At 70.2% G+C, this 17846-nt stretch carries 23 protein-coding genes and 1 tRNA gene; all 24 read right to left on the bottom strand.

The features are described from left to right. Positions 1-2: 2 nt before the first annotated feature. Positions 3-77: transfer RNA gene (locus VKT83_11340), tRNA-Ala, on the bottom strand. Between the two features lie 92 nt (positions 78-169). Continuing rightward, positions 170-1081: a GNAT family N-acetyltransferase gene (locus VKT83_11335; protein HLY23047.1), complete on the bottom strand. Its 912-nt coding sequence runs from the start codon at positions 1079-1081 to the stop codon at positions 170-172. Then, positions 1082-1420, bottom strand: a complete 339-nt coding sequence (gene rsfS / locus VKT83_11330) for a ribosome silencing factor (GenBank protein HLY23046.1) — start codon at positions 1418-1420, stop codon at positions 1082-1084. After that, positions 1420-2133, bottom strand: coding sequence for a nicotinate-nucleotide adenylyltransferase (nadD, locus tag VKT83_11325; GenBank protein HLY23045.1), 714 nt, complete (start codon positions 2131-2133; stop codon positions 1420-1422). The genes rsfS and nadD overlap by 1 nt, the downstream gene beginning before the upstream one ends. Next, complete coding sequence (obgE, locus tag VKT83_11320) at positions 2126-3307, bottom strand: GTPase ObgE (protein ID HLY23044.1); 1182 nt, start codon at positions 3305-3307, stop codon at positions 2126-2128. Before obgE ends, nadD begins: the two co-directional genes overlap by 8 nt. 62 nt (positions 3308-3369) lie before the next feature. Further along, positions 3370-3630 (bottom strand): 50S ribosomal protein L27, encoded by a 261-nt coding sequence (rpmA, locus tag VKT83_11315; GenBank protein HLY23043.1) that lies wholly within the window; start codon positions 3628-3630, stop codon positions 3370-3372. Next, complete coding sequence (gene rplU, locus VKT83_11310; protein HLY23042.1) at positions 3620-3952, bottom strand: 50S ribosomal protein L21; 333 nt, start codon at positions 3950-3952, stop codon at positions 3620-3622. Before rplU ends, rpmA begins: the two co-directional genes overlap by 11 nt. Before the next feature lie 81 nt (positions 3953-4033). Continuing rightward, positions 4034-5833 carry an Rne/Rng family ribonuclease gene (locus VKT83_11305; GenBank protein ID HLY23041.1) on the bottom strand — a complete coding sequence of 600 codons (1800 nt, stop codon included), beginning with the start codon at positions 5831-5833 and terminating at the stop codon, positions 4034-4036. A gap of 14 nt (positions 5834-5847) precedes the next feature. After that, positions 5848-6957, bottom strand: coding sequence for a rod shape-determining protein RodA (rodA, locus tag VKT83_11300; GenBank protein ID HLY23040.1), 1110 nt, complete (start codon positions 6955-6957; stop codon positions 5848-5850). Next, positions 6954-8921 (bottom strand): penicillin-binding protein 2, encoded by a 1968-nt coding sequence (gene mrdA, locus VKT83_11295; GenBank protein ID HLY23039.1) that lies wholly within the window; start codon positions 8919-8921, stop codon positions 6954-6956. Before mrdA ends, rodA begins: the two co-directional genes overlap by 4 nt. Positions 8922-8923: 2 nt before the next feature. Further along, complete coding sequence (mreD, locus tag VKT83_11290) at positions 8924-9433, bottom strand: rod shape-determining protein MreD (GenBank protein HLY23038.1); 510 nt, start codon at positions 9431-9433, stop codon at positions 8924-8926. Then, positions 9433-10269: a rod shape-determining protein MreC gene (gene mreC / locus VKT83_11285; GenBank protein ID HLY23037.1), complete on the bottom strand. Its 837-nt coding sequence runs from the start codon at positions 10267-10269 to the stop codon at positions 9433-9435. The genes mreD and mreC overlap by 1 nt, the downstream gene beginning before the upstream one ends. Position 10270: 1 nt before the next feature. Then, the gene (locus VKT83_11280) at positions 10271-11314 is read right to left on the bottom strand and encodes a rod shape-determining protein (protein HLY23036.1); all 1044 of its coding nucleotides are present in this window, start codon (positions 11312-11314) and stop codon (positions 10271-10273) included. Between the two features lie 120 nt (positions 11315-11434). After that, complete coding sequence (gene radC, locus VKT83_11275; GenBank protein HLY23035.1) at positions 11435-12151, bottom strand: DNA repair protein RadC; 717 nt, start codon at positions 12149-12151, stop codon at positions 11435-11437. Between the two features lie 111 nt (positions 12152-12262). Next, complete coding sequence (locus VKT83_11270; GenBank protein HLY23034.1) at positions 12263-12535, bottom strand: DUF4321 domain-containing protein; 273 nt, start codon at positions 12533-12535, stop codon at positions 12263-12265. Between the two features lie 98 nt (positions 12536-12633). After that, positions 12634-12822 carry a twin-arginine translocase TatA/TatE family subunit gene (locus VKT83_11265; protein ID HLY23033.1) on the bottom strand — a complete coding sequence of 63 codons (189 nt, stop codon included), beginning with the start codon at positions 12820-12822 and terminating at the stop codon, positions 12634-12636. A gap of 84 nt (positions 12823-12906) precedes the next feature. Beyond that, positions 12907-13938 carry a polyprenyl synthetase family protein gene (locus VKT83_11260; GenBank protein ID HLY23032.1) on the bottom strand — a complete coding sequence of 344 codons (1032 nt, stop codon included), beginning with the start codon at positions 13936-13938 and terminating at the stop codon, positions 12907-12909. Positions 13939-13942: 4 nt separating this feature from the next. Next, positions 13943-14134 (bottom strand): hypothetical protein, encoded by a 192-nt coding sequence (locus VKT83_11255; GenBank protein HLY23031.1) that lies wholly within the window; start codon positions 14132-14134, stop codon positions 13943-13945. After that, complete coding sequence (locus VKT83_11250; protein ID HLY23030.1) at positions 14134-14742, bottom strand: hydrogenase iron-sulfur subunit; 609 nt, start codon at positions 14740-14742, stop codon at positions 14134-14136. The genes VKT83_11255 and VKT83_11250 overlap by 1 nt, the downstream gene beginning before the upstream one ends. Continuing rightward, positions 14730-15887: a cytochrome b N-terminal domain-containing protein gene (locus tag VKT83_11245; protein ID HLY23029.1), complete on the bottom strand. Its 1158-nt coding sequence runs from the start codon at positions 15885-15887 to the stop codon at positions 14730-14732. Before VKT83_11245 ends, VKT83_11250 begins: the two co-directional genes overlap by 13 nt. Further along, positions 15880-16074: a hypothetical protein gene (locus VKT83_11240; protein HLY23028.1), complete on the bottom strand. Its 195-nt coding sequence runs from the start codon at positions 16072-16074 to the stop codon at positions 15880-15882. The genes VKT83_11245 and VKT83_11240 overlap by 8 nt, the downstream gene beginning before the upstream one ends. Beyond that, positions 16071-16337, bottom strand: coding sequence for a hypothetical protein (locus tag VKT83_11235; GenBank protein ID HLY23027.1), 267 nt, complete (start codon positions 16335-16337; stop codon positions 16071-16073). The genes VKT83_11240 and VKT83_11235 overlap by 4 nt, the downstream gene beginning before the upstream one ends. Position 16338: 1 nt before the next feature. Then, positions 16339-17484: a cytochrome b N-terminal domain-containing protein gene (locus VKT83_11230; GenBank protein HLY23026.1), complete on the bottom strand. Its 1146-nt coding sequence runs from the start codon at positions 17482-17484 to the stop codon at positions 16339-16341. A gap of 3 nt (positions 17485-17487) precedes the next feature. Next, positions 17488-17846: hypothetical protein (locus VKT83_11225; protein HLY23025.1), on the bottom strand; the 359-nt coding region annotated here is incomplete at its 5' end.

Genomic DNA, 17846 nt, shown 5'->3' with positions numbered 1-17846 from the left:
ACTGGTGGAGCTGGAGGGAATTGAACCCTCGACCTCCTCTACGCCAAAGAGGCGCTCTCCCGCTGAGCTACAGCCCCACGCGTCACGTACGGGACAATGCGTATTATACCGGAGGACTTAGAGACGGTCTACGCCCCGGACGCGCCACCGGGGCTCACCGAGATCACCCTCAAAGCGGCCGTTCCGCGTAGAGATAGACGCGCTCGGTCGTGAAGTCGAGCGCGGACCCGAACGCTTCCGCGACCGCGTCGCCGGCCCAGTGCGTGCCGACGACCATGTGCACACCGCGGGCACCGAGGGCGGCGAGGGCAGTGCGGGCCAGCGCCGTGCCGAGTCCGCGGCGGCGATGCGTCTCGCGTACGCCGAGCCGCCACTCCCCCACCCCATCGCGCGCGGCGGCCATCACAAACCCGACGGGGTAGCCGTCGCGGGTCGCGAGAAACGTGCGCGCGTCCCGGCCGGCCAGATGATGGGCAAGCTCGTGGCGCTCCGCGCGGCCGCCGAGGCACTCCTTGTCCAGTTGGGCGACGGCTTCTTCGTCTTGACCGGCGAACGCCCGCCGGACAACATAGCCCTCGGGCACCACGCCCGCGTCCGGCGCCGGCTCGGCGCCGGCGGCCGCGGACGGCAGATCGAGACTCGAGATGACGAGCGCGTCGGCGACGGTGAAACGTCCGGACATGACAAGGAGCATGCCGAGCGGATTGCGCTCCATCGTGCGGAGGCGAAGGTGGTCCTGCCGGGCCTCCTGGAACCGCCGGGTCAGCTCCGCATCAACCCGGTCGACCACCGTACGCAGCGCCTGCGCCGTCGGGGTATGCCGCAGCGCGTCCGGCACCAGCAGCACTTCCTCGGCGAGCAGCCGGTTCTTGTCGCGGCCGAAGACGAGCAGGCCGGCCGGCTCCTTGTTCAATTCGATCACGACCACGTCTTTCTCGGACTGAATCCACCAGACGTCCTTCGGCCCGAGGGTACCGTACCGGCCGAAGCATGCCGAGTAGCCGCCGTGGTAGACGCCCTCGTAGAGACGCAGCAGGTGCTCCGCGTCCCCGCTCTCGGCCGGGCGCAGCGTCAGCAGCATCTACCGCTCGAGGATGGGCGTATCGCCCCACAGGCGCTCGAGGTTGTAGTACTCGCGCTCCCGCGGGTTCATCACGTGCACCACCACGTCGCCGAAATCGAGCAGCACCCAGCGGCCGTCGTCCCGGCCCTCGGCGCGCGGCCGCGGCGCGCCGGCCTCCTTCAAGGCCTCCTCGATCGCGTCGATGATCGCCCGAATCTGGACCCGCGTGGTGCCGCTGGCAATCACGAAGAAATCGGTGACCGGCGTGTGTTCCTGGAGGTCGAGCACGATCACGTTGCCGGCAAGCTTGGACTCCGCGGCATCGGCTGCAAGGAGCGCCTTGCGGCGTGAATCCACTAGGCGTCCCCGCCCCGCTCCGCGTCGGATCCTTCGGTCGCCCGCGCGGTGGTCCGGCCGGAGGCGCGCGCGCCCGGCGTTTCGCCGGCGGGCGGTGCCGCGTTCGCGTACAACTGGTGCTTGACGATGTAGCCTTCGACGGCCTCGGGGACAAGGTAGCGGATCGGCCGTCCGTCCCGGACGCGGGCGCGGAGGTCCGTGCTGCTGATCGCCATCGCCGGAATCTCGAGCGTGTGCACGTTGTGGAGATGCGCCCGCAGCGGCCCGGTGACCGAGGACCACAGCTCCTGATCGAGCCGGTAGCCCGGCCGGTTCGCGGCGATAAACCGGCACAGCCCGAGGAGCTGCGCGGTCTCGCGCCACTCTCCCCTCAAGATTTGCTCGAGCGCGTCGGCCCCGGTGATGTAGTAGAGGTCGTCGTTCGGATACTGCCGGCGCAGCTCATGGATCGTGTCGATCGTGTACGACGGCCCCGGCCGCTCGATCTCGAGGCGGGACACCGCGAACCGTGGATTCGTCACGGTCGCGAGGAAGGTCATGAGGTAGCGGTGCTCGGGCGCGGAGACGTCGCGGGGATCTTTATGCGGCGGATGACGGTTGGGCACGAAGATGACGGCGCTGAGCCCGAACCGCCAGCGGGCCTCGTCCGCCGTGACCAGGTGGCCGTAATGCACGGGATCAAACGTGCCGCCCATGATCCCGATCTTACCCACGGCCACCTCCCCCGTCTTGCGCAGGACCTCCGGCCGCTCCCGTTTCCGAGCGGCCTCCTGCCGCCGCTTCGCGGTGCGTCCCCCTCTCGGTCGAGCGAGACGAGGCGGCGTCCGGGGCGAAATTCTCGCCCGCGCCGACCTCCTCCTCCGGCGGGTGCGCGCCCCGCAGACCGGCCTCCGAAGGGGGCGACGCCCGCAGCAGCCGCGCCAGCGCGGCGATCAGCGCTGGGACGCCTTCGCCTGTGGCCGCGGAGACCGCCAACGCCGGCCGGCCCCGCGCGGTTTCGGCGGCCACGAAGGCCTCGGTGCGCGCCCGGGCCTCCGGCAGGTCGATCTTGTTGCCGACCATGACCACGGGCCGGGCCGCCAGCGCCGGGGAGTGCTGCTCCAGTTCGCGCGTGACCGTTGCCACCGCCGCGTCCGGGTCCGGCGCGCCGAGATCGACGACGTGCACCAATATCCGCGTGCGGTCGATGTGCCGGAGAAACTCATGTCCCAACCCGGCGCCCAAGTGGGCGCCCTCGATGAGGCCCGGAATGTCCGCGATGACGATGCCGTCGGTGTCGGGAAGCGGCACGACGCCCAGCATCGGCTCCGTCGTCGTAAACGGATAGTCCGCGATCTTCGGCCGGGCCGCGGAGAGGCGCGCGAGCAACGAGGATTTCCCGGCGTTCGGCAATCCCACGAGTCCCACGTCGGCAAGGAGTCGAAGTTCGAGGCGCAGCGCGCGCTCCTCGCCGGGCTCGCCGGTTTCGGCCCGCCGCGGCGCGCGATGCGTCGGGGTCGCAAAGTGGGCGTTGCCGCGGCCCCCCTTCCCCCCGCGGGCCACGACGAGCTCATCGCCGGCCCGCACGAGATCGGCGATCACGGCCCCGGTGGCGCCGTCGACGACGATCGTGCCGGGCGGCACGGCAACGACCGCGTCCCGCCCCGCCCGCCCATTTCGGCGAGAGCCTTCGCCGTGCGCGCCTCGGGTCGCCCGAAAGAGCCGGCGATAGCGGAACGGCAACAGCGTATTGAGGTTCGGATCGACTTTCACAACGACGTCGCCCCCGCGTCCCCCGTCGCCACCCGACGGGCCGCCCTTCGGCACATACTTTTCCCGGCGGAAGGCGACGACGCCGTTGCCGCCGGCGCCGGCCTTTACCTGGATCGTGGCACGATCAATGAACATCGCTGATAACAACGAGGCCCCGGGCGCTGCGCGCCCGGGGCCTCGTCACGCTCCCCTCGCTGTTACGCGCCGGCCGGGTAAACCGAGATCTGCCGCCCGTCACGGCCGCGCCGCTCGAACCGAACGACGCCGCTCGCCAGGGCGAACAGGGTGTCGTCGCGGCCGATGCCGACGTTTTGCCCGGGACGGTACCGGGTCCCGCGCTGCCGCACGAGCACGCTGCCCGCCGGCACCGTCTCGCCCCCGAACCGCTTGATCCCGAGCCGCTGCGCGTTGCTGTCACGTCCGTTTCGAGAACTGCTGCCGCCTTTCTTATGCGCCACCGCCGGCCCCTCCCACTTCGATCCGCTCGATCCGCACGCGGCTGAGCGGCTGCCGGTGCCCGACCCGGCGCCGGTAGTGCTTCTTCGGCCGGAACTTGCCGACCGTCACCTTGCGCGCCCGCCCGTGCGACAGCACCTTGGCCGTCACCTGGGCGCCGTCGACGACCGGCGCGCCGCACCGGACGTTGTCGGCGTCGACGATCATCAGCACGCGCCCGAGCACGACTTCGGCGCCCTTCTCCGCGGCGAGGCGGTCCACTTCCAGGACCTGGCCTTCCTCGACGCGCATCTGTTTGCCGCCTCTGTCGATAACCGCGTACATACCTACTCCACCATCCTGTCTTTCATGGGCGCCACGCAATCATATCATTGGCGCCGAAGGGCGTCAAACGCGGAAGGCGTCTTACCTGGTTGCGGGCGGCCGTGACTGCCGGCGGCGGCCGCCCCGGCCGCGCCGCCTCACGCGCAGCGGTCCGTTCGAGGATATCATCGGCAGCGGCGCCCCTTCGATCGGCGGGGGCGCCGGCGTGGGGTCCGCACGCCGGCCGCGCAGCCAGTTCCACAGCCGCGCGAGAGCACCGGGACGGTACATCTCCACCGGCCGCAGCATCCGCGCATCCACCGTCTCGTCGTCCGGCACGTGCAGCGGCTCGCCGCGCACCGGGTCGAGCCAGATCGATTCACCGGCGCCATCCCCCTGCGCCGCCTGCCGCTGCGCGGCCTCCGGAGTGTCGGCCTGCCGCACGACCGCCCGGTCGAGATGAATTCCCGGACGCGGAAGCACGAGCACGCGCTTGCCGGTCGCCTGCTCGAGCGCCTGCCGCCATGCGCCGTCGTCGTCGAGCAGCGCCGCCACTTCCGGGTGCACCTCGGCGACCACGTAGGCCGCCCGCGCCGTCTGCGCGAGCCGCCGCAGCTCCCGCCGGGCGCGTACGGCGACGCTGCGCGGCGACAGCACCCGCCCCCGGCCTTCGCAGTACGGGCACGGGATCCGCATCAGTTCCTCGAGGTCCTGGTAGACGCGCTTGCGCGTCATTTCGACGAGTCCGAGGCCGGTGAGATCGATGATGTGGATCTTGGTGCGGTCGGCGCGGACCGCCTCGCCGAGGGCGTCCAGCACGGCGCGGCGGTGCGGCAGCGACTCCATGTCGATGAAATCGATGAGGATGATCCCCCCGACGTCGCGCAGGCGGATCTGCCGCGCGATCTCCCGCGCCGCCTCGATGTTCGTCTTGAGGATCGTGCTGGCGAGGTCGGTCTTGCCGACGTACTTGCCGGTGTTCACGTCGATGACCGTCGCGGCCTCGGTCCGGTCGAAGACGAGGTAGCCGCCGCTCTTCAGCCACACTTTGCGATGCAGCGCCCGCTCGATCTCGCGCTCGACGTGGTGGGCCTCGAAGATCGGCGCGGGACCGTCGTGCAGCTGGACGCGGCCGGCGAGCTCGGGCGCGAAGGCGCCGATCAGCTCGCGGACCCGCCGCCATTCGTCGGGCGAATCGAGGACAAAGCGCTCGACCTCGCCGGTGAACAGATCCCGCACGACCCGGCGGATCAGCCCGAGATCCTGATAGAGCAGGGCCGGCGCGCGGGCGTCGCGCGCGCGCGCGGCGACGCTGTTCCATAACTGGAGCAGGAAGCGGACGTCGTCCGCCAGCTCGCGCTCCGCCACTCCCTCCGCCGCCGTGCGGACGATGAGTCCCATGCCCTCCGGCCTGAGGCGATCCGCGATCGCGCGCAGCCGCCGCCGCTCCTGCTCGTCGTCGATCTTGCGGCTGACGCCGATCCCGGGGACGGTGGGGGTCAGCACCAGGTAGTGGCCGGGCAGCGCCACGTACGTCGTCGCCCGCGCGCCTTTGCTGCCGCGCGGCTCCTTGGTGACCTGGACCAGGATTTCCTGACCGACGCGCACCCGCTCCGCGATCGCGGCCCCCCGCCCGATCTGATCCTCGATCTCCTCGGTGGCGCCGAACGCGGTGACCCCGCGGGTGCGGATGTCCGACAGATGTAAGAACGCGTTGCGGTCGAGCCCGACATCGACGAACGCGGCCTCCATGCCCGGCAGCACGCTCGCGACCCGGCCTTTATAGATGTTGCCGGCGAGCGGCTCGCCGCGTTCGATGAGGAGGCCCACGACGACGCCGTTCTCGATGACGGCCACGCGGACTTCGAACGGCTCGATGTTGGCGATGATCTCTTTGCCCATGCCCACTCCAGTGCTTAGAAGAGAATCTTCTGCCGCCGCATCCCCACGTTCAGTAACAGCGCCGCCGCCCAGATCATCGTCATGAGGGCGCTGCCCCCGTAGCTGATGAACGGCAGGGGGATGCCGGTGATGGGCATGATCCCGACGGTCATCCCCACGTTCACGAAGACGTGGAAGGCGACCATCGAGACGATCCCCACCGCGACGAGCGCGCCGAACCGGTCACGCGCGACCGTGGCCGCGCGCACGCCGCGCACCAGCCACAGGTAGAACAGCGCCAGCAGCACGACGCATCCGACGAACCCGAGCTCCTCGCCGACGACCGAGAAGATGAAGTCGGTGTGGTGCTCGGGGACGAACTGCAGCACGTTTTGGGTCCCGGCGAAAAGCCCTTTGCCCCACAGCATCCCGCTGCCGACGGCGATCTTCGACTGGATGATGCCGTACCCGGAGCCCAGGGGATCGAGCGACGGGTCGAGGAACGAGAGCAGCCGCCGGCGCTGGTAGGCCTTCAGGATGTGCCAGAGCAGCGGGGTCACCGCGGCCCCGGCGACGCCGAGGAGCGCGAGGTCGCGCCGCCGCGCGCCGCCGGCGTACAGCATACCGGCGAAGATCGCGCCGTAGACCAGCGCCGTGCCGAGGTCCGGCTGGCGAAAGATCAGGATCATTGGGATCGAGATGTGCGCGAGAAACGGCAGCAGGTCGCGAACCGACGTGTACGGTCCCGGCCGGTCCGAGAGATGCCGGGCGAGCGTGACCACGATCGCCAGCTTCGCGAACTCCGACGGCTGGAACTGTCCGAGCGGGCCGAGCGGAATCCAGCGCTGCGCGCCGAGGCTCGACCGGCCGGCCACCAGCACCGCGGCCAGGAGGATCAGGTTGACGATGTAGAGCGCGCGCGCCCCGGACGCGAAGGAGCGGTAGTCGACGGCGAGGATGGCGCCGGCGATCACCGCGCCGACGACGAAGTGCAGCACCTGGCTGCGCACGAAGACCAGCGGGTGCAGCCCGTAGTGCGTCGTGCTGTAAACCATCACGAGCCCGAACAGGCAGAGCAGCAGGGTCGAGGTCGCGAGAAACGGATCGATGTTGCGAACGACGCGCCGGTCGAGTCCGATGCTCACTGGCGGCCGCTCTCCCGCAGGCCGGGCGGGGCCGCCGGCTCAGGCCCCGCGGCCGGCACCTGCGCCGGCTTCGGAGCCGGTGCGGAGGGCGACCCGCCGGACGGCGCAACGGGCAGAGGCGCCGGACCGGCGGGCACAGGCGCGGCGGCGCGCGAACCGGGGGCGGTCCGTGGACCACCCGTCTGCGGCGGCGCCGCGGCTGCCGGCGTCGCCGGAGCCGCGCCGTTCTGCTCGGCCAGCCATGCCTGAAACACCTGCTTAACCACCGGCAGCGCGTTCTCGGCGCCGAAGCCCGCGTTCTCCACCATCGCCACCACCACGAGCCGCGGCGCGTCCACCGGCGCATAGGCCGCAAACCACGCGTACGGCTTGCCGTGCGAGGCCTCGGCGGTCCCGGTCTTGCCGGCCGCGGTGAAGCCCGGCATCTGCAACGCGGTCCCGGTCCCGCGGCTGACGACCGCGGCGAGACCCGTGCGCAGGACGTCGAGCGTCTGCGGGGTCACCTGGATATGGCCGCCGGGCGGCGGCGCGATCCGCGCCACGACGCGGCCGTCGAGGCTGCGGATCTCCGTCACGAGGTGCGGCGTCACCAGCGTCCCGCCGTTCGCGACCGCGGCCATCATGCGCGCGATCTGCAGCGGGGTCGTGAGCACGAACCCCTGGCCGATCCCCATGTTGAGCGTGTCACCGCCGTACCAATCCTGCTTCCAAACGCGCTTCTTCCACGCGGGATCCGGCACGACGCCGCTGCCCTCGTTCGGCAGGTCGACGCCGGTCCGCTCGCCGAGACCGTACGTCCGCGCGTACTTGGCCACCTCGTTCGGCCCGGCGCGCCGCGCCAGGTCGTAGAAGCACTCGTCGCACGACTGCGCGATCGCGTCGATGAAGTTGACGTGGCCGAGCGCCTTCCACGCGTGGAACGTCCAGTTGCCCAGGTTGTAGTAACCCGGGGAGTAAAAGCCGGTGTCGGGGGTCACGAGACCCAGTTGCAGCGCGGTCGAGGCGGTGACGACCTTGAACACCGAGCCCGGCGGGTACGCGCCCTGGATCACGCGATCGAGCAGCGGCCGCGCGGGGTCTTTGATGAGGCCGTTCCAGACCCCCGTCTTGATCCCGCCGGAGAACACGTTGGGATCGAACGCGGGGTGGCTGACCATGGTCAGGATCGTCCCGTCGCGGGGATCCATAGCGACCACGACGCCGGGCCGGTCGCCGAGCCCCGCCTCCGCGACCTGCTGCATGGCCAGGTCCAAGCCGAGCACGACTTCATTGCCGGGCACGGCGGGCACCGTCCCGAGCGTGCGCACCATCCGGCCCTGGGCGTCGACCTCCGCCTGGATCTGGCCGTTCCGGCCCCGGATGTACGCGTCGTAGGTCTCCTCGATGCCCTCTTTGCCGATCAGGTCGCCCAACTCGTAGCCGGCGGGCCGGAGGCGCTTCAATTCGTCCTCGTTGATCTCGCCGACGTAGCCGAAGATCTGGGCGCCGAGCGTACGGTAGACGTACTGCCGGAGCGGCTCGACCTCGACCAGCACGCCGGGCAGATCGAGCTGGCTCTCCTCGATCGCGGCGATGATCTCTTTCGGCACATCGCGCCGGAGGCGGACGGGCTCAAACGGCCGGTCGCGGCCGGCCGCAAGCCGTGAGAGGATCTCCGCCGGATCCATCGCGAGGAGCTTGCCGACGGCCTGCGCCTCGGCCCGCGGGTGGCGCAGCTCCAGCGGCAGCAGCGCCACGGTGAAGGCGGGCCGGTTCGCAACGAGGGTACGGCCGCGACGGTCGACGAGCACGCCGCGCGGCGCCAGCACGGGCGTGACGCGGAGCCGGTTCTCTTCGGAGAGTTTGAGGTAGTAATCGCCCTGGACGATCTGGACCTGCCACAGCCGGATCACCAAGACGACGAGCATCACGGCGGCCAGCACGGCCAGCGTGGTGAGGCGGCGTTCGAAGACGTCCCGGTCCATGGTTAGGCGGGGTGAGACCGCTCGTAGAGCCGGACAACTGCGACATCGAGCCGGCGCAGTCCGTGGAAGATAGGCACGGCGATGACGCCATTATAGCACGCGCTCCCGAGCACGGCGCGGGCGGCGTCGGGCAGCGGCGCCGCGGCGAGTCCGACCAAGTGCGCCCCGATCAAAGTGACGCCGCCGGCCAGGACGGTGAGCAGCGCACCGCCGATCGCCGGGAGCCACGCGCTCTCGAGCGACAAGCTCCCTTCGCCGAGCCCCGCGGCGAACCCGGCGCAAACGCCGGCGGCCATGCCGAGCCCGAGGGGCGACCCCGACATCACGTCGTGCAGCAGGCCGATGCCGGCGCCGACTACCGCGCCCTCTTCCGACCCGTGCAGCAGGCCGATGGTCATGATGATCGGCAGCAGCGGATCCGCGATGCCGCCGGCGAGGGGCAGGTACGCCAGCCACGCGGTCTGCACGACCGTGCCGGCCGCGGCGAAGACCGCATACACGACGAACCGCATCAGCGGGCCGGCTGAGGTCCGCCGCGCAGGACGACGAGCACGTCCTCGAGGTGCCCCAGGTCCGAGGTCGGCCGCACGACCGCCTCCTGGAACATCGTGGTGCGCGACACGCTGACGACGCTGCCGACCGACAGACCCCGAGGGTAGATCGGGCCGAGGCCCGAGGTCAGCACCACGTCCCCCTGGCGCACGTCGGCGTCGCGGGAGAGGTAGGTGACTTTGAGCAGCGTCTGACCCTGGCCGACGGCGACGCCCACCTCGCGCGACCGGTCGAGCACGACGCTGACGGCGCTGCGGGGATCGGCCACGAGGAGCACCCGCGCCCACGAGCCTTGGGTCTCGACGACGTGGCCCACGACGCCGTCGCTCGTGATCACGGGATCGTCCCGCGCCACCCCCTCGGACGCGCCGCGGTCGATGAGAACCGTGCTGAACCACTGGCTCGGGTCCCGGCCGACGATCCGCGCCGCGAGCGAGCGATACGGCAGCTGCTGCTTGAATCCGAGGAGCGTCCGCAGGCGAACGTTCTCCTGCGCGTCGGGCCGCAGGCGGGCGTTTTCCTCGCGGAGGCGCGCGACCTCGGCTTTGAGCCGCTGGTTTTCCGTGCGGAGCGTGCCGATCTCGGAGATAAAGCCCCAGGCGTCGGCGAGCACGCCGCCTGCGCGGGCCAGCGCCGCCGTCGGCGGCGCGAGCACCGCCTCCACCGCGGTGCCGATCCAGCCGATGCGGCGCCCGTCCGGGGAGCGCACCTGCGCCGTCAGGATCACGAGCGCGATGATGCAGAGCAGGCTCCAGACAAGCAGCCTGCGGCGAACCAGCGCGGGCGACGGAAACACGCTACATCTTCTTGCTCGTGATGAGCACCTTCTTGAGCGTTTCGATTTCCTCGAGCGCGCGGCCGGTGCCGAGCACGACGCTGCTGAGCGGATCTTCCGTCAACATCACCGGCATCCCCGTTTCCTCGCTGAGCAGACGGTCGAGGCCGCGCAGCAGCGATCCCCCGCCGGCCATAACGATGCCGCGATCGACGATGTCCGCGGCGAGTTCCGGCGGCGTGCGCTCGAGCGTCATCTTCACCGCTTCGACGATCGCGGCGATCGGCTCCGCCATCGCCTCGCGGATCTCCGTGCTGGTCATGCGCACGGTCCGCGGCAGCCCGGAGACGAGGTCGCGGCCCCGCACCTCGATCGACTGCTCGTCCTTCTGCGGATACGCCGAGCCGATCTTGATCTTGATGTCCTCGGACGTCCGCTCGCCGATCAGGAGGTTGTAGGCCTTGCGCGAGTATTGAATGATCGCCTCATCCATCTCGTCGCCGGCGATCCGGATGCTGCGCGCCGTGACGATGCCGCCGAGGGCGATGACGGCGACCTCCGTGGTGCCGCCGCCGATGTCCACCACCATGCTGCCGATCGGCTCCGACACCGGCAGCCCGGCCCCGATCGCCGCGGCCATCGGCTCTTCGATGAGATACGCCTCGCGCGCGCCGGCCTGCAGCGTCGCGTCGATGACGGCGCGCTTCTCCACCTCGGTCACGCCGCTCGGGATCCCGACGATGACGCGGGGACGCATCAGGCTGCGGCCGCGCGAGCTGCGGCGGATAAAGTACGCCAGCATCGAGGCGGTCGTATCGAAGTCCGCGATCACGCCGTCGCGCAGCGGCCGGGTTGCGATGATGTCGCCGGGCGTCCGGCCGATCATCCGCTTGGCCTCTTCGCCGACCGCCAGCACCTCCCCGCCGTCGACGCGCCGCGCCACGACCGACGGCTCCCGCAGCACGATGCCCTCGCGCCGCACGTACACCAGCGTGTTGGCGGTTCCGAGATCGACCCCCATGTCCCGCGTGAACCGGGCCAGCAACCCGTTCAGCACTCCCCTCACGCTCCTCCCCCGTCTTGGACACGGGGTTTCCGGCCGCCCCTGTGGCTGACGGCCTCCTATCCTCTCCGGCGCAGGACCGCCGGCCGCACGGCCGGCAAGACCTTCCTTATTGTGCCCCAGTTAGGCGTCGGCGGACGGCGGCCCTTCGAACGCGACGCCCCGCTCCCGCAGACTGACCCACCGGCCGTCGCCGATGATGACGTGGTCCAGTACCGGGACGCCCATCACCGCCGCCGCACGGCAGAGGCGCGCGGTGATCGCGAGGTCCGCCCGGCTCGGCGTCGGATCCCCCGACGGATGGTTATGCACCAAAATGACCGCCGCGGCGCCCTCCCGCACCGCGGGCTTGAACACCTCCCGGGGGTGCACCGGCGAGCTCGCCAAGCCGCCGCGCGTCACCTCCACCGCGTCCAGCACCTCGTGCCGCGTGTTGAGCAGCAGCACCACGAACCGCTCCGCCTCGGCGAACCGGAGCCGGTCCATCAGCACCCGCGCGGCATCGGCCGGTCCGGCGATGAGCGCGCGGCGGCGCGCCGGCAGCGCGCCGAGCCGCCGGCCGAGCTCAAAGGCGGCGAGGAGATTGAGCGCCTTCACCTCGCCGATCCCGTCCACGCCGCACAGCTCGCGGACCCCGGCCGCGGCGAGCCTCACGAGACCGCCGTGCCGCGCGATGAGGTCCGACGCAACCTCGAGGGCGCTTCGGGTAGGCGAGCCGGTTCGCAGGAGCACCGCCACGAGCTCCGCGGTGCTGAGCGCGTCCGGACCGTGCCGCAGCAGCCGTTCCCGCGGCCGGAGCTCGTCCGGCAGGTCCTTGATCCGCCGCCTGGTCTGAAGCATAGCGTCCGCGACCGGCCATCGTGACGTTGACGTGTGTCGTGCCGCGCAGACAAGAACGGGGCGGAGCCGGCCCCCACGGGGCGCGCCCCACCCCCCTCGGTGTTCGGACGGCTACAGCAACCGGAATACGAATACCGCCGCGATTATACCAAGCACGGTGGCGAGGTTCAATCGAACCACGAAACCCAACGTCACGGTGAGCACGCGCAGGTCGAGCGTGACCGGCGGATCCACGCCGACCGCGACGGAGTGTCCGAGCGGCGCGAGATAGGTAAACTGCCCCAGCGCGTCGGCGACGACGCTGCCGAGCATCGCGCCGGCCACCACCACGACGATGAATATCCACCAGGGGTCCCGGGCCGTCCGCTTTGCCGCTCTGGCCACGGTTCACCGTCCACATGAAACAGGAGCGGCCTTGGGCCGCTCCCGCGCTGCGCTGCTCCCGTCGCGTCCGGCGAGCGCCGGACGCATGCCGGCGGCCGCTAGGCCTTGGTACCGGCGCCACCGCCTTGGCCGGCCGGAGGGGCCTTTGGCTCCTCGGGCTTGGTCGCGTCCTTGAACTCCCGCATCGCCTTGCCGACTGCGCCGCCCAGTCCCGCGAGCCGGCTCGGGCCGAACAGCAGGATGACAATCGCCAGGACAATGATCAACTCCCAGAACTTGGGCCCCATGGTGCACCTCCGGCTCGATTGCCTCAATTATACACCAAGAACGCCGTGGGACGGCGATCCGTTCCGGCCGCAGGCCCAGACGAGTCATCGGGTGCGGACCGTCACGAATTGCACGAGGGCCGCGAGGCTGTCGCGCGCCGCCGACGGGGGGAGCCCCACGAGGGCGCGCGCCGCGCGCTGCGCGCGCTCGCGCGCCACGCCGAGCGCCCGTTCGACCGCCCCCGTGCGGGCGACGATCGCCTGCACCTCGTCGAGAACGGACACCGGCGCGGCCGGAAGTCCGGCCCCGGAGGTGTGATTCCCATCGGCGCTCAGAATCTCGCGGAGGCGCCGGCCGTCCTGCTCCGGCGCGTCGCGCAGCGCGTAGATGATCGGCAGGGTGACCTTGCCGGTCTGAATGTCGCTGCCGATCGGCTTGCCGAGGTGATCGGCGGTCGCCGTGATGTCGAGCGCGTCGTCCGTGATCTGGAACGACATGCCCCACTCGAGGCCGAAGGTCGCGAGCGCTTCCGCGACCTCCGGACGGGCCCCCGCGGTGAGCGCGCCGCACCGGCACGCCGCCCCCGTCAGCGCCGCGGTCTTGCCGTCGATGATCCCGAAGTAGATGCGCTCATCCGTATGCGGCGTGTTGCCGTGCTTGATCTGGATGATCTCGGCCTTCGCCATGCGCACCGTCGCCGCCGCCATTGCGGCCGCGACCTCGCGCGTCCGAAGGCGCGCCAGCATGTGAAAGGCCTTGCTGAAGAGGAAGTCGCCCAGCAGCACCGCGACCTGGTTCCCCCAGATCGCGTTGACCGAGGCCTGCCCGCGGCGCAGATCGGCCGCGTCGATGACATCGTCGTGGATCAGCGACGCCACGTGGATCAGCTCGACCGCCCCGGCCGCGCCAAGCCGGTCCTCGGCCTGCTCCGGCATCCGGGCGGCGTCCCCCGCCGCCCGCGCGGAGAGGCAGGCCAGCGCGGGCCGCAGCATCTTGCCGCGCGTCGCGAGCACGTGCGTGACCAGCTGGCCGACGAACGGATCTTCGGACGACAGCTCCGCGCGAAAGAGGCGTTCGAGCGCGTCCAGGTCGGGCCGGACGGGCGCGTAGATCTCCTCGAGCGCCGCGGCGGCCAAGTCGTTAGGCTTCGGCGACGATCCCGTAGAGCGTGACGAAGTAGACAAGCCCGAAGAAGAGCAGCCAAAAGATGAGATACCGCCAGTAGATCACGCTCTGCGACCGACGCGGACCGGGATCGCCCCGCGCGGCGCGCGCACCGCCCACCCGCTCCGCCGCGGGACCTCCGGGCGCCGGGGGACGCTGTTCTGCCATTACGATCCCTCCTGGGTGCCGGGCGGGGGCGCCTGTTCCGGCGCACCCGGCCGGGTTTGCCCCGTCTCGACGACACGGTTGCCGGCGGCGGGTCCGCCCGCAGGGGGGGCGGCCGGCCGCGCCGGACCTCCGCCGGGCGCGCGGGGCGCCGGTACTGCGGGACCCGGCAATTGCGCGACGCGCTCGCTGAATGCTTTGACCGCGCCGAGGAAACTTTCTTGGTCGTGCAGGCCGAAGTAGATCGAGGCGATCCGGTCCGGGTGGATCTTCTGCCGCTCGAACCGGCGCCGCAGCTGCACCACGCGGTCCCCGATCAGGTTGTTGCCGAGCCGGTTGAAGCAGTCGCCGAGCGGGCAGCCGCAGACAAACGTCCCCTCCGCGCCGTTGCGCAGCGCGAACTCGAGCCAGGAGGGCCGCACGAAGCCGGAGCACGGCACCTTGATCAACGTGACGTTCGGCGCGTCGCGCATCGTCCCGTCCGGCGCCGTCAACGCCGACGCGTCGACGGCGAAGTCGCAGAGGAACCCGACGATCTTCGGACGGCGGCCCGCGCCCGGCGCGGGCGCCGCGGCCTGGGGGGCGGCCGCCGGGCGCTCTAGGTCCGGCATGCCTGCACCACCTTCTCCTGGACGTCGCGCTCCAGGAGCCGCGGCAGCTCGAGCGCTTCGAACGGACACGCGCCGACGCAGATGCCGCACTCCACGCACCGCGACTCCAGCACGATCGCGAACAGCTTCCGTGCCTGCGCCGCCTTTGTCACGCCCGGATGCGGGCTCGCCACCATGACGATGGCGTTGTAGGGGCAGTCGAAGTAGCACAGCTCACAGCCCGTGCAGTTCGCGTCGATCACCTGCGCGATGCCCGAGTCGCGAATGCCCATCGCGGCCGGGGTCTCCGGCAGCTGGTACGGAATGTACAGACCGTAGACCGTGATCACGACCGCGAGCGCAACGAGCACGAGCGGCGACAGCACCTTGAGCCCGACGTACGGCAGCAGGAACAGCCAGTCCACCGAAAGCGTCGTCGGGACCGTGTCCGGCCGCGCGGCCGGCTGGCTCGTCGCCGGCAGCAGGCCGGTCAGGAGAAAGATCAGGCCCAACGAGAACAGCGTCCAGACCGCGGGCGGCCACACCTTGGGATGCCGGATCCGCACGTAGTGCCACCACAGCAGGATGTAGAGCATGACCGCCGGCCCGACGTGAAGGTAGAGCATCCGGGGCAGCAGCAGATTGGAGACGCCGGCGCTGCCCTGCCACTGGGTCTCGAGCCACCCGCCGATCCACGGCACCGCCCCGAGCGTCCGCCCGGTCATGGCGACGAGGAGCTGGCTGCGCTGATCCCACACCAGCACGTACCCGGTCACGCCGAGGAAGCCGGCGAACAGGAGCAGCATCATCCCGCTGATCCACGGTTCGTCGCGCGAGAACCGGAACCGGTCTGTGAACCAGTTGCGGAAAAAGTGCAGGAGCACCGCGATCATGAAGCCGTCCGCGGCGTAGCGGTGGATCCCGCGGATGATCTGCCCGTACGGCACCGTGTCCGTGATGAACTGCACCGAGATATAGGCGTCGTTGAACGAAGGGATGTAGTACAGGAACAGGAAGATACCGGACAGGACCAGCACCGTCAGGAACAGGTTGGAGAGCCCGCCGGTGTAGTAGAGCGGATTGAAGTCCTCCGGGTAGACGCGGTTGATCGCCACGTCGAGCCGGAGCGTCCAGTCCAGCAGGCGGGCGAGCGCCCGGCTATACACCCGTGAACCCTCCCTTGCGCAGAAAGAGCAGGATGAACGAATACGCCAGCAGGATCACCCCGACCGCGGCGCCGCCGACGAGGCGCTGCCCCGCGACCTCGCCCCAGGCGATCGCCAGGACGGCCGCCAGGCTGACGAGGGCGAGGATCACGATCCAGACACTGTAGCGCGCCTCGCGGTCGTTCATCGGCCCGCGCCCCTCCGCATCGCGATCACCCACTCGTAGACGCCGACCTGATGCCGGATCCGGCCGGCCGCCCGATCGACCTCGTACAGCAGGAACCCGAGCCATCCCATGGCCGCCAGCAGTCCCACCCCCAGCACCGTCACCGCCGCGGCGTGTTCGAGCGTCGGCACCGCCCGCCAGTCCCGCCACGCCGCGAGGAACTCGCTCAACGCCAGGACCGCGACGATCAACAGCCCCCAAAAGGTCAGCTTGCGCTTCGACATGTTACGACGCCGCGGCCGGGCGCACGGCCTGGCCCCGCGGCGCCGGGCGCGCGGCCGCCTTCCGCCGCCGGTGCAGCATCTCCCAGATGAAGGCGAGCGAGATCACAACGACCGTGATCGCGAAGATGATCGGCGGGTCGCGGCTGATCACGGCGATGTTGAGCATGATGAGCGCCGTGAAGCCGACGAACATCGCGAGGGCGTAGACGCCGACCACGAAGAAGAACGGGCGCTCGAGCGGCCGCGTCTCCTTGGTCCGGTCGAGAAACGGCACGATCATGCCGTAGCCGATCAGGAGGCCCGGGGCGATGCCGGCCCACAGCGGCGGCATGTACTTGACCACTTGATACAGCGCGAGGAAGTACCAGTCCGACAGGATCGGCAGCGGCGTCCGGTTGGGATTGGCCCACCGTCCCATCGCCGCCAGCTGATCGAAGCTGACGTACGCCAGGAACGCGAGCACGAGCCCGATCGTGAAGAACGACAGGTTGACCCGGCGCCGCCGCGTCCGATAGAAGAAGATCTCGGCCAGGATCACAAACACGACCGAGATGCCGTAGTGGATTGAGTAAAACCGGGTCAGGGTCGCCTGCCCGAGCGCCGGCCCGCCGAGGAAGATGTAGGCGATCGCGTGCCCGATGCCGAGTTTGCCCAGCCCCGGAATCTCGTCGTAGTAGGTCGGCACAGTGAGCACCGTCTTGGCCGCCCAGAACGCCCGCTGGTTCCAGATCAGCGCGTAGCCGGTGATCCCCGAGATCATCGCCAGCACGAGCGAGGCGAAGAGAATCATCCATGACAGCTCGCCCGGCTTCTTGTATTCTCCGGCGAAGTACATGCGGTAGATCCGGATCGTGATCGTAATGACGAGCATGTCGGCGCCGTACTTGTGCATACCGCGCATGAGCCAGCCGAACGGGATGTCTTCCGTCAGATGCAGGATCGATCGGTAGGCACCGGTGGTCGTGGGGATGTACCAGACCATCAGAATGATGCCGGTGACGATGACGACCATCCACGACAGCCAGACCAACCCCCCCACGATGTAGAGCGGGTTGTCCTGCAGCGCGGTCTTGGTCTCGTCGAACAGATCCAGGTGCTGCTTGCGATCCTGCAGCCACTCCCGGAGATTGGCCAGCACCGATTCCACGCGTCAGGCCTCCACGCGGCCGGCCGTCGGGCACTCGGCGATGCCGCCGGTCTCCGCGCCGCTGACGACGATGTCCTGGCCCTTGATCTCGAACTTGAAGTAGCGGGCGCCCCGCGGGGCCGGGCCCGAGATCACGTTGCCGGGGTCGTTCGGGTACGTCGGGTCGTAGATGCTGAGGTGGCAGGGGCACGCCATGAGCGAGTGCTGCTCCCACTTCGGCGGGACGAACCCGCCGTAGCCGGCCGTGACCTCGTGCCAGTCCGGGATGAAGTTGAAGATGCAGCCCAGGTGCGGGCAGATCCGCTGGAACAGCACGACGTCGGTCTCGCCGTCGAACCCCACGTAGCCGGAGGCGTTGACGA

This window comes from bacterium (assembly GCA_035308905.1).
GTDB lineage: Bacteria > Sysuimicrobiota > Sysuimicrobiia > Sysuimicrobiales > Segetimicrobiaceae > DASSJF01.
The sequence above is the reverse complement of the archived record's forward strand: the minus strand, read 5'-3'. Positions and strand labels throughout refer to the sequence as shown.

Bases quoted from the DNA above. Each gene is read 5' to 3' on its own strand.
- VKT83_11335 (HLY23047.1), bottom strand. From the start codon at position 1,081: ATGCTGCTGACGCTGCGCCCGGCCGAGAGCGGGGACGCGGAGCACCTG.
- obgE (HLY23044.1), bottom strand. From the start codon at position 3,307: ATGTTCATTGATCGTGCCACGATCCAGGTAAAGGCCGGCGCCGGCGGC.
- rplU (HLY23042.1), bottom strand. From the start codon at position 3,952: ATGTACGCGGTTATCGACAGAGGCGGCAAACAGATGCGCGTCGAGGAA.
- VKT83_11305 (HLY23041.1), bottom strand. From the start codon at position 5,833: ATGGGCAAAGAGATCATCGCCAACATCGAGCCGTTCGAAGTCCGCGTG.
- mrdA (HLY23039.1), bottom strand. From the start codon at position 8,921: ATGGACCGGGACGTCTTCGAACGCCGCCTCACCACGCTGGCCGTGCTG.
- mreD (HLY23038.1), bottom strand. From the start codon at position 9,433: ATGCGGTTCGTCGTGTATGCGGTCTTCGCCGCGGCCGGCACGGTCGTG.
- radC (HLY23035.1), bottom strand. From the start codon at position 12,151: ATGCTTCAGACCAGGCGGCGGATCAAGGACCTGCCGGACGAGCTCCGG.
- VKT83_11265 (HLY23033.1), bottom strand. From the start codon at position 12,822: ATGGGGCCCAAGTTCTGGGAGTTGATCATTGTCCTGGCGATTGTCATC.
- VKT83_11255 (HLY23031.1), bottom strand. From the start codon at position 14,134: ATGGCAGAACAGCGTCCCCCGGCGCCCGGAGGTCCCGCGGCGGAGCGG.
- VKT83_11250 (HLY23030.1), bottom strand. From the start codon at position 14,742: ATGCCGGACCTAGAGCGCCCGGCGGCCGCCCCCCAGGCCGCGGCGCCC.
- VKT83_11240 (HLY23028.1), bottom strand. From the start codon at position 16,074: ATGAACGACCGCGAGGCGCGCTACAGTGTCTGGATCGTGATCCTCGCC.
- VKT83_11235 (HLY23027.1), bottom strand. From the start codon at position 16,337: ATGTCGAAGCGCAAGCTGACCTTTTGGGGGCTGTTGATCGTCGCGGTC.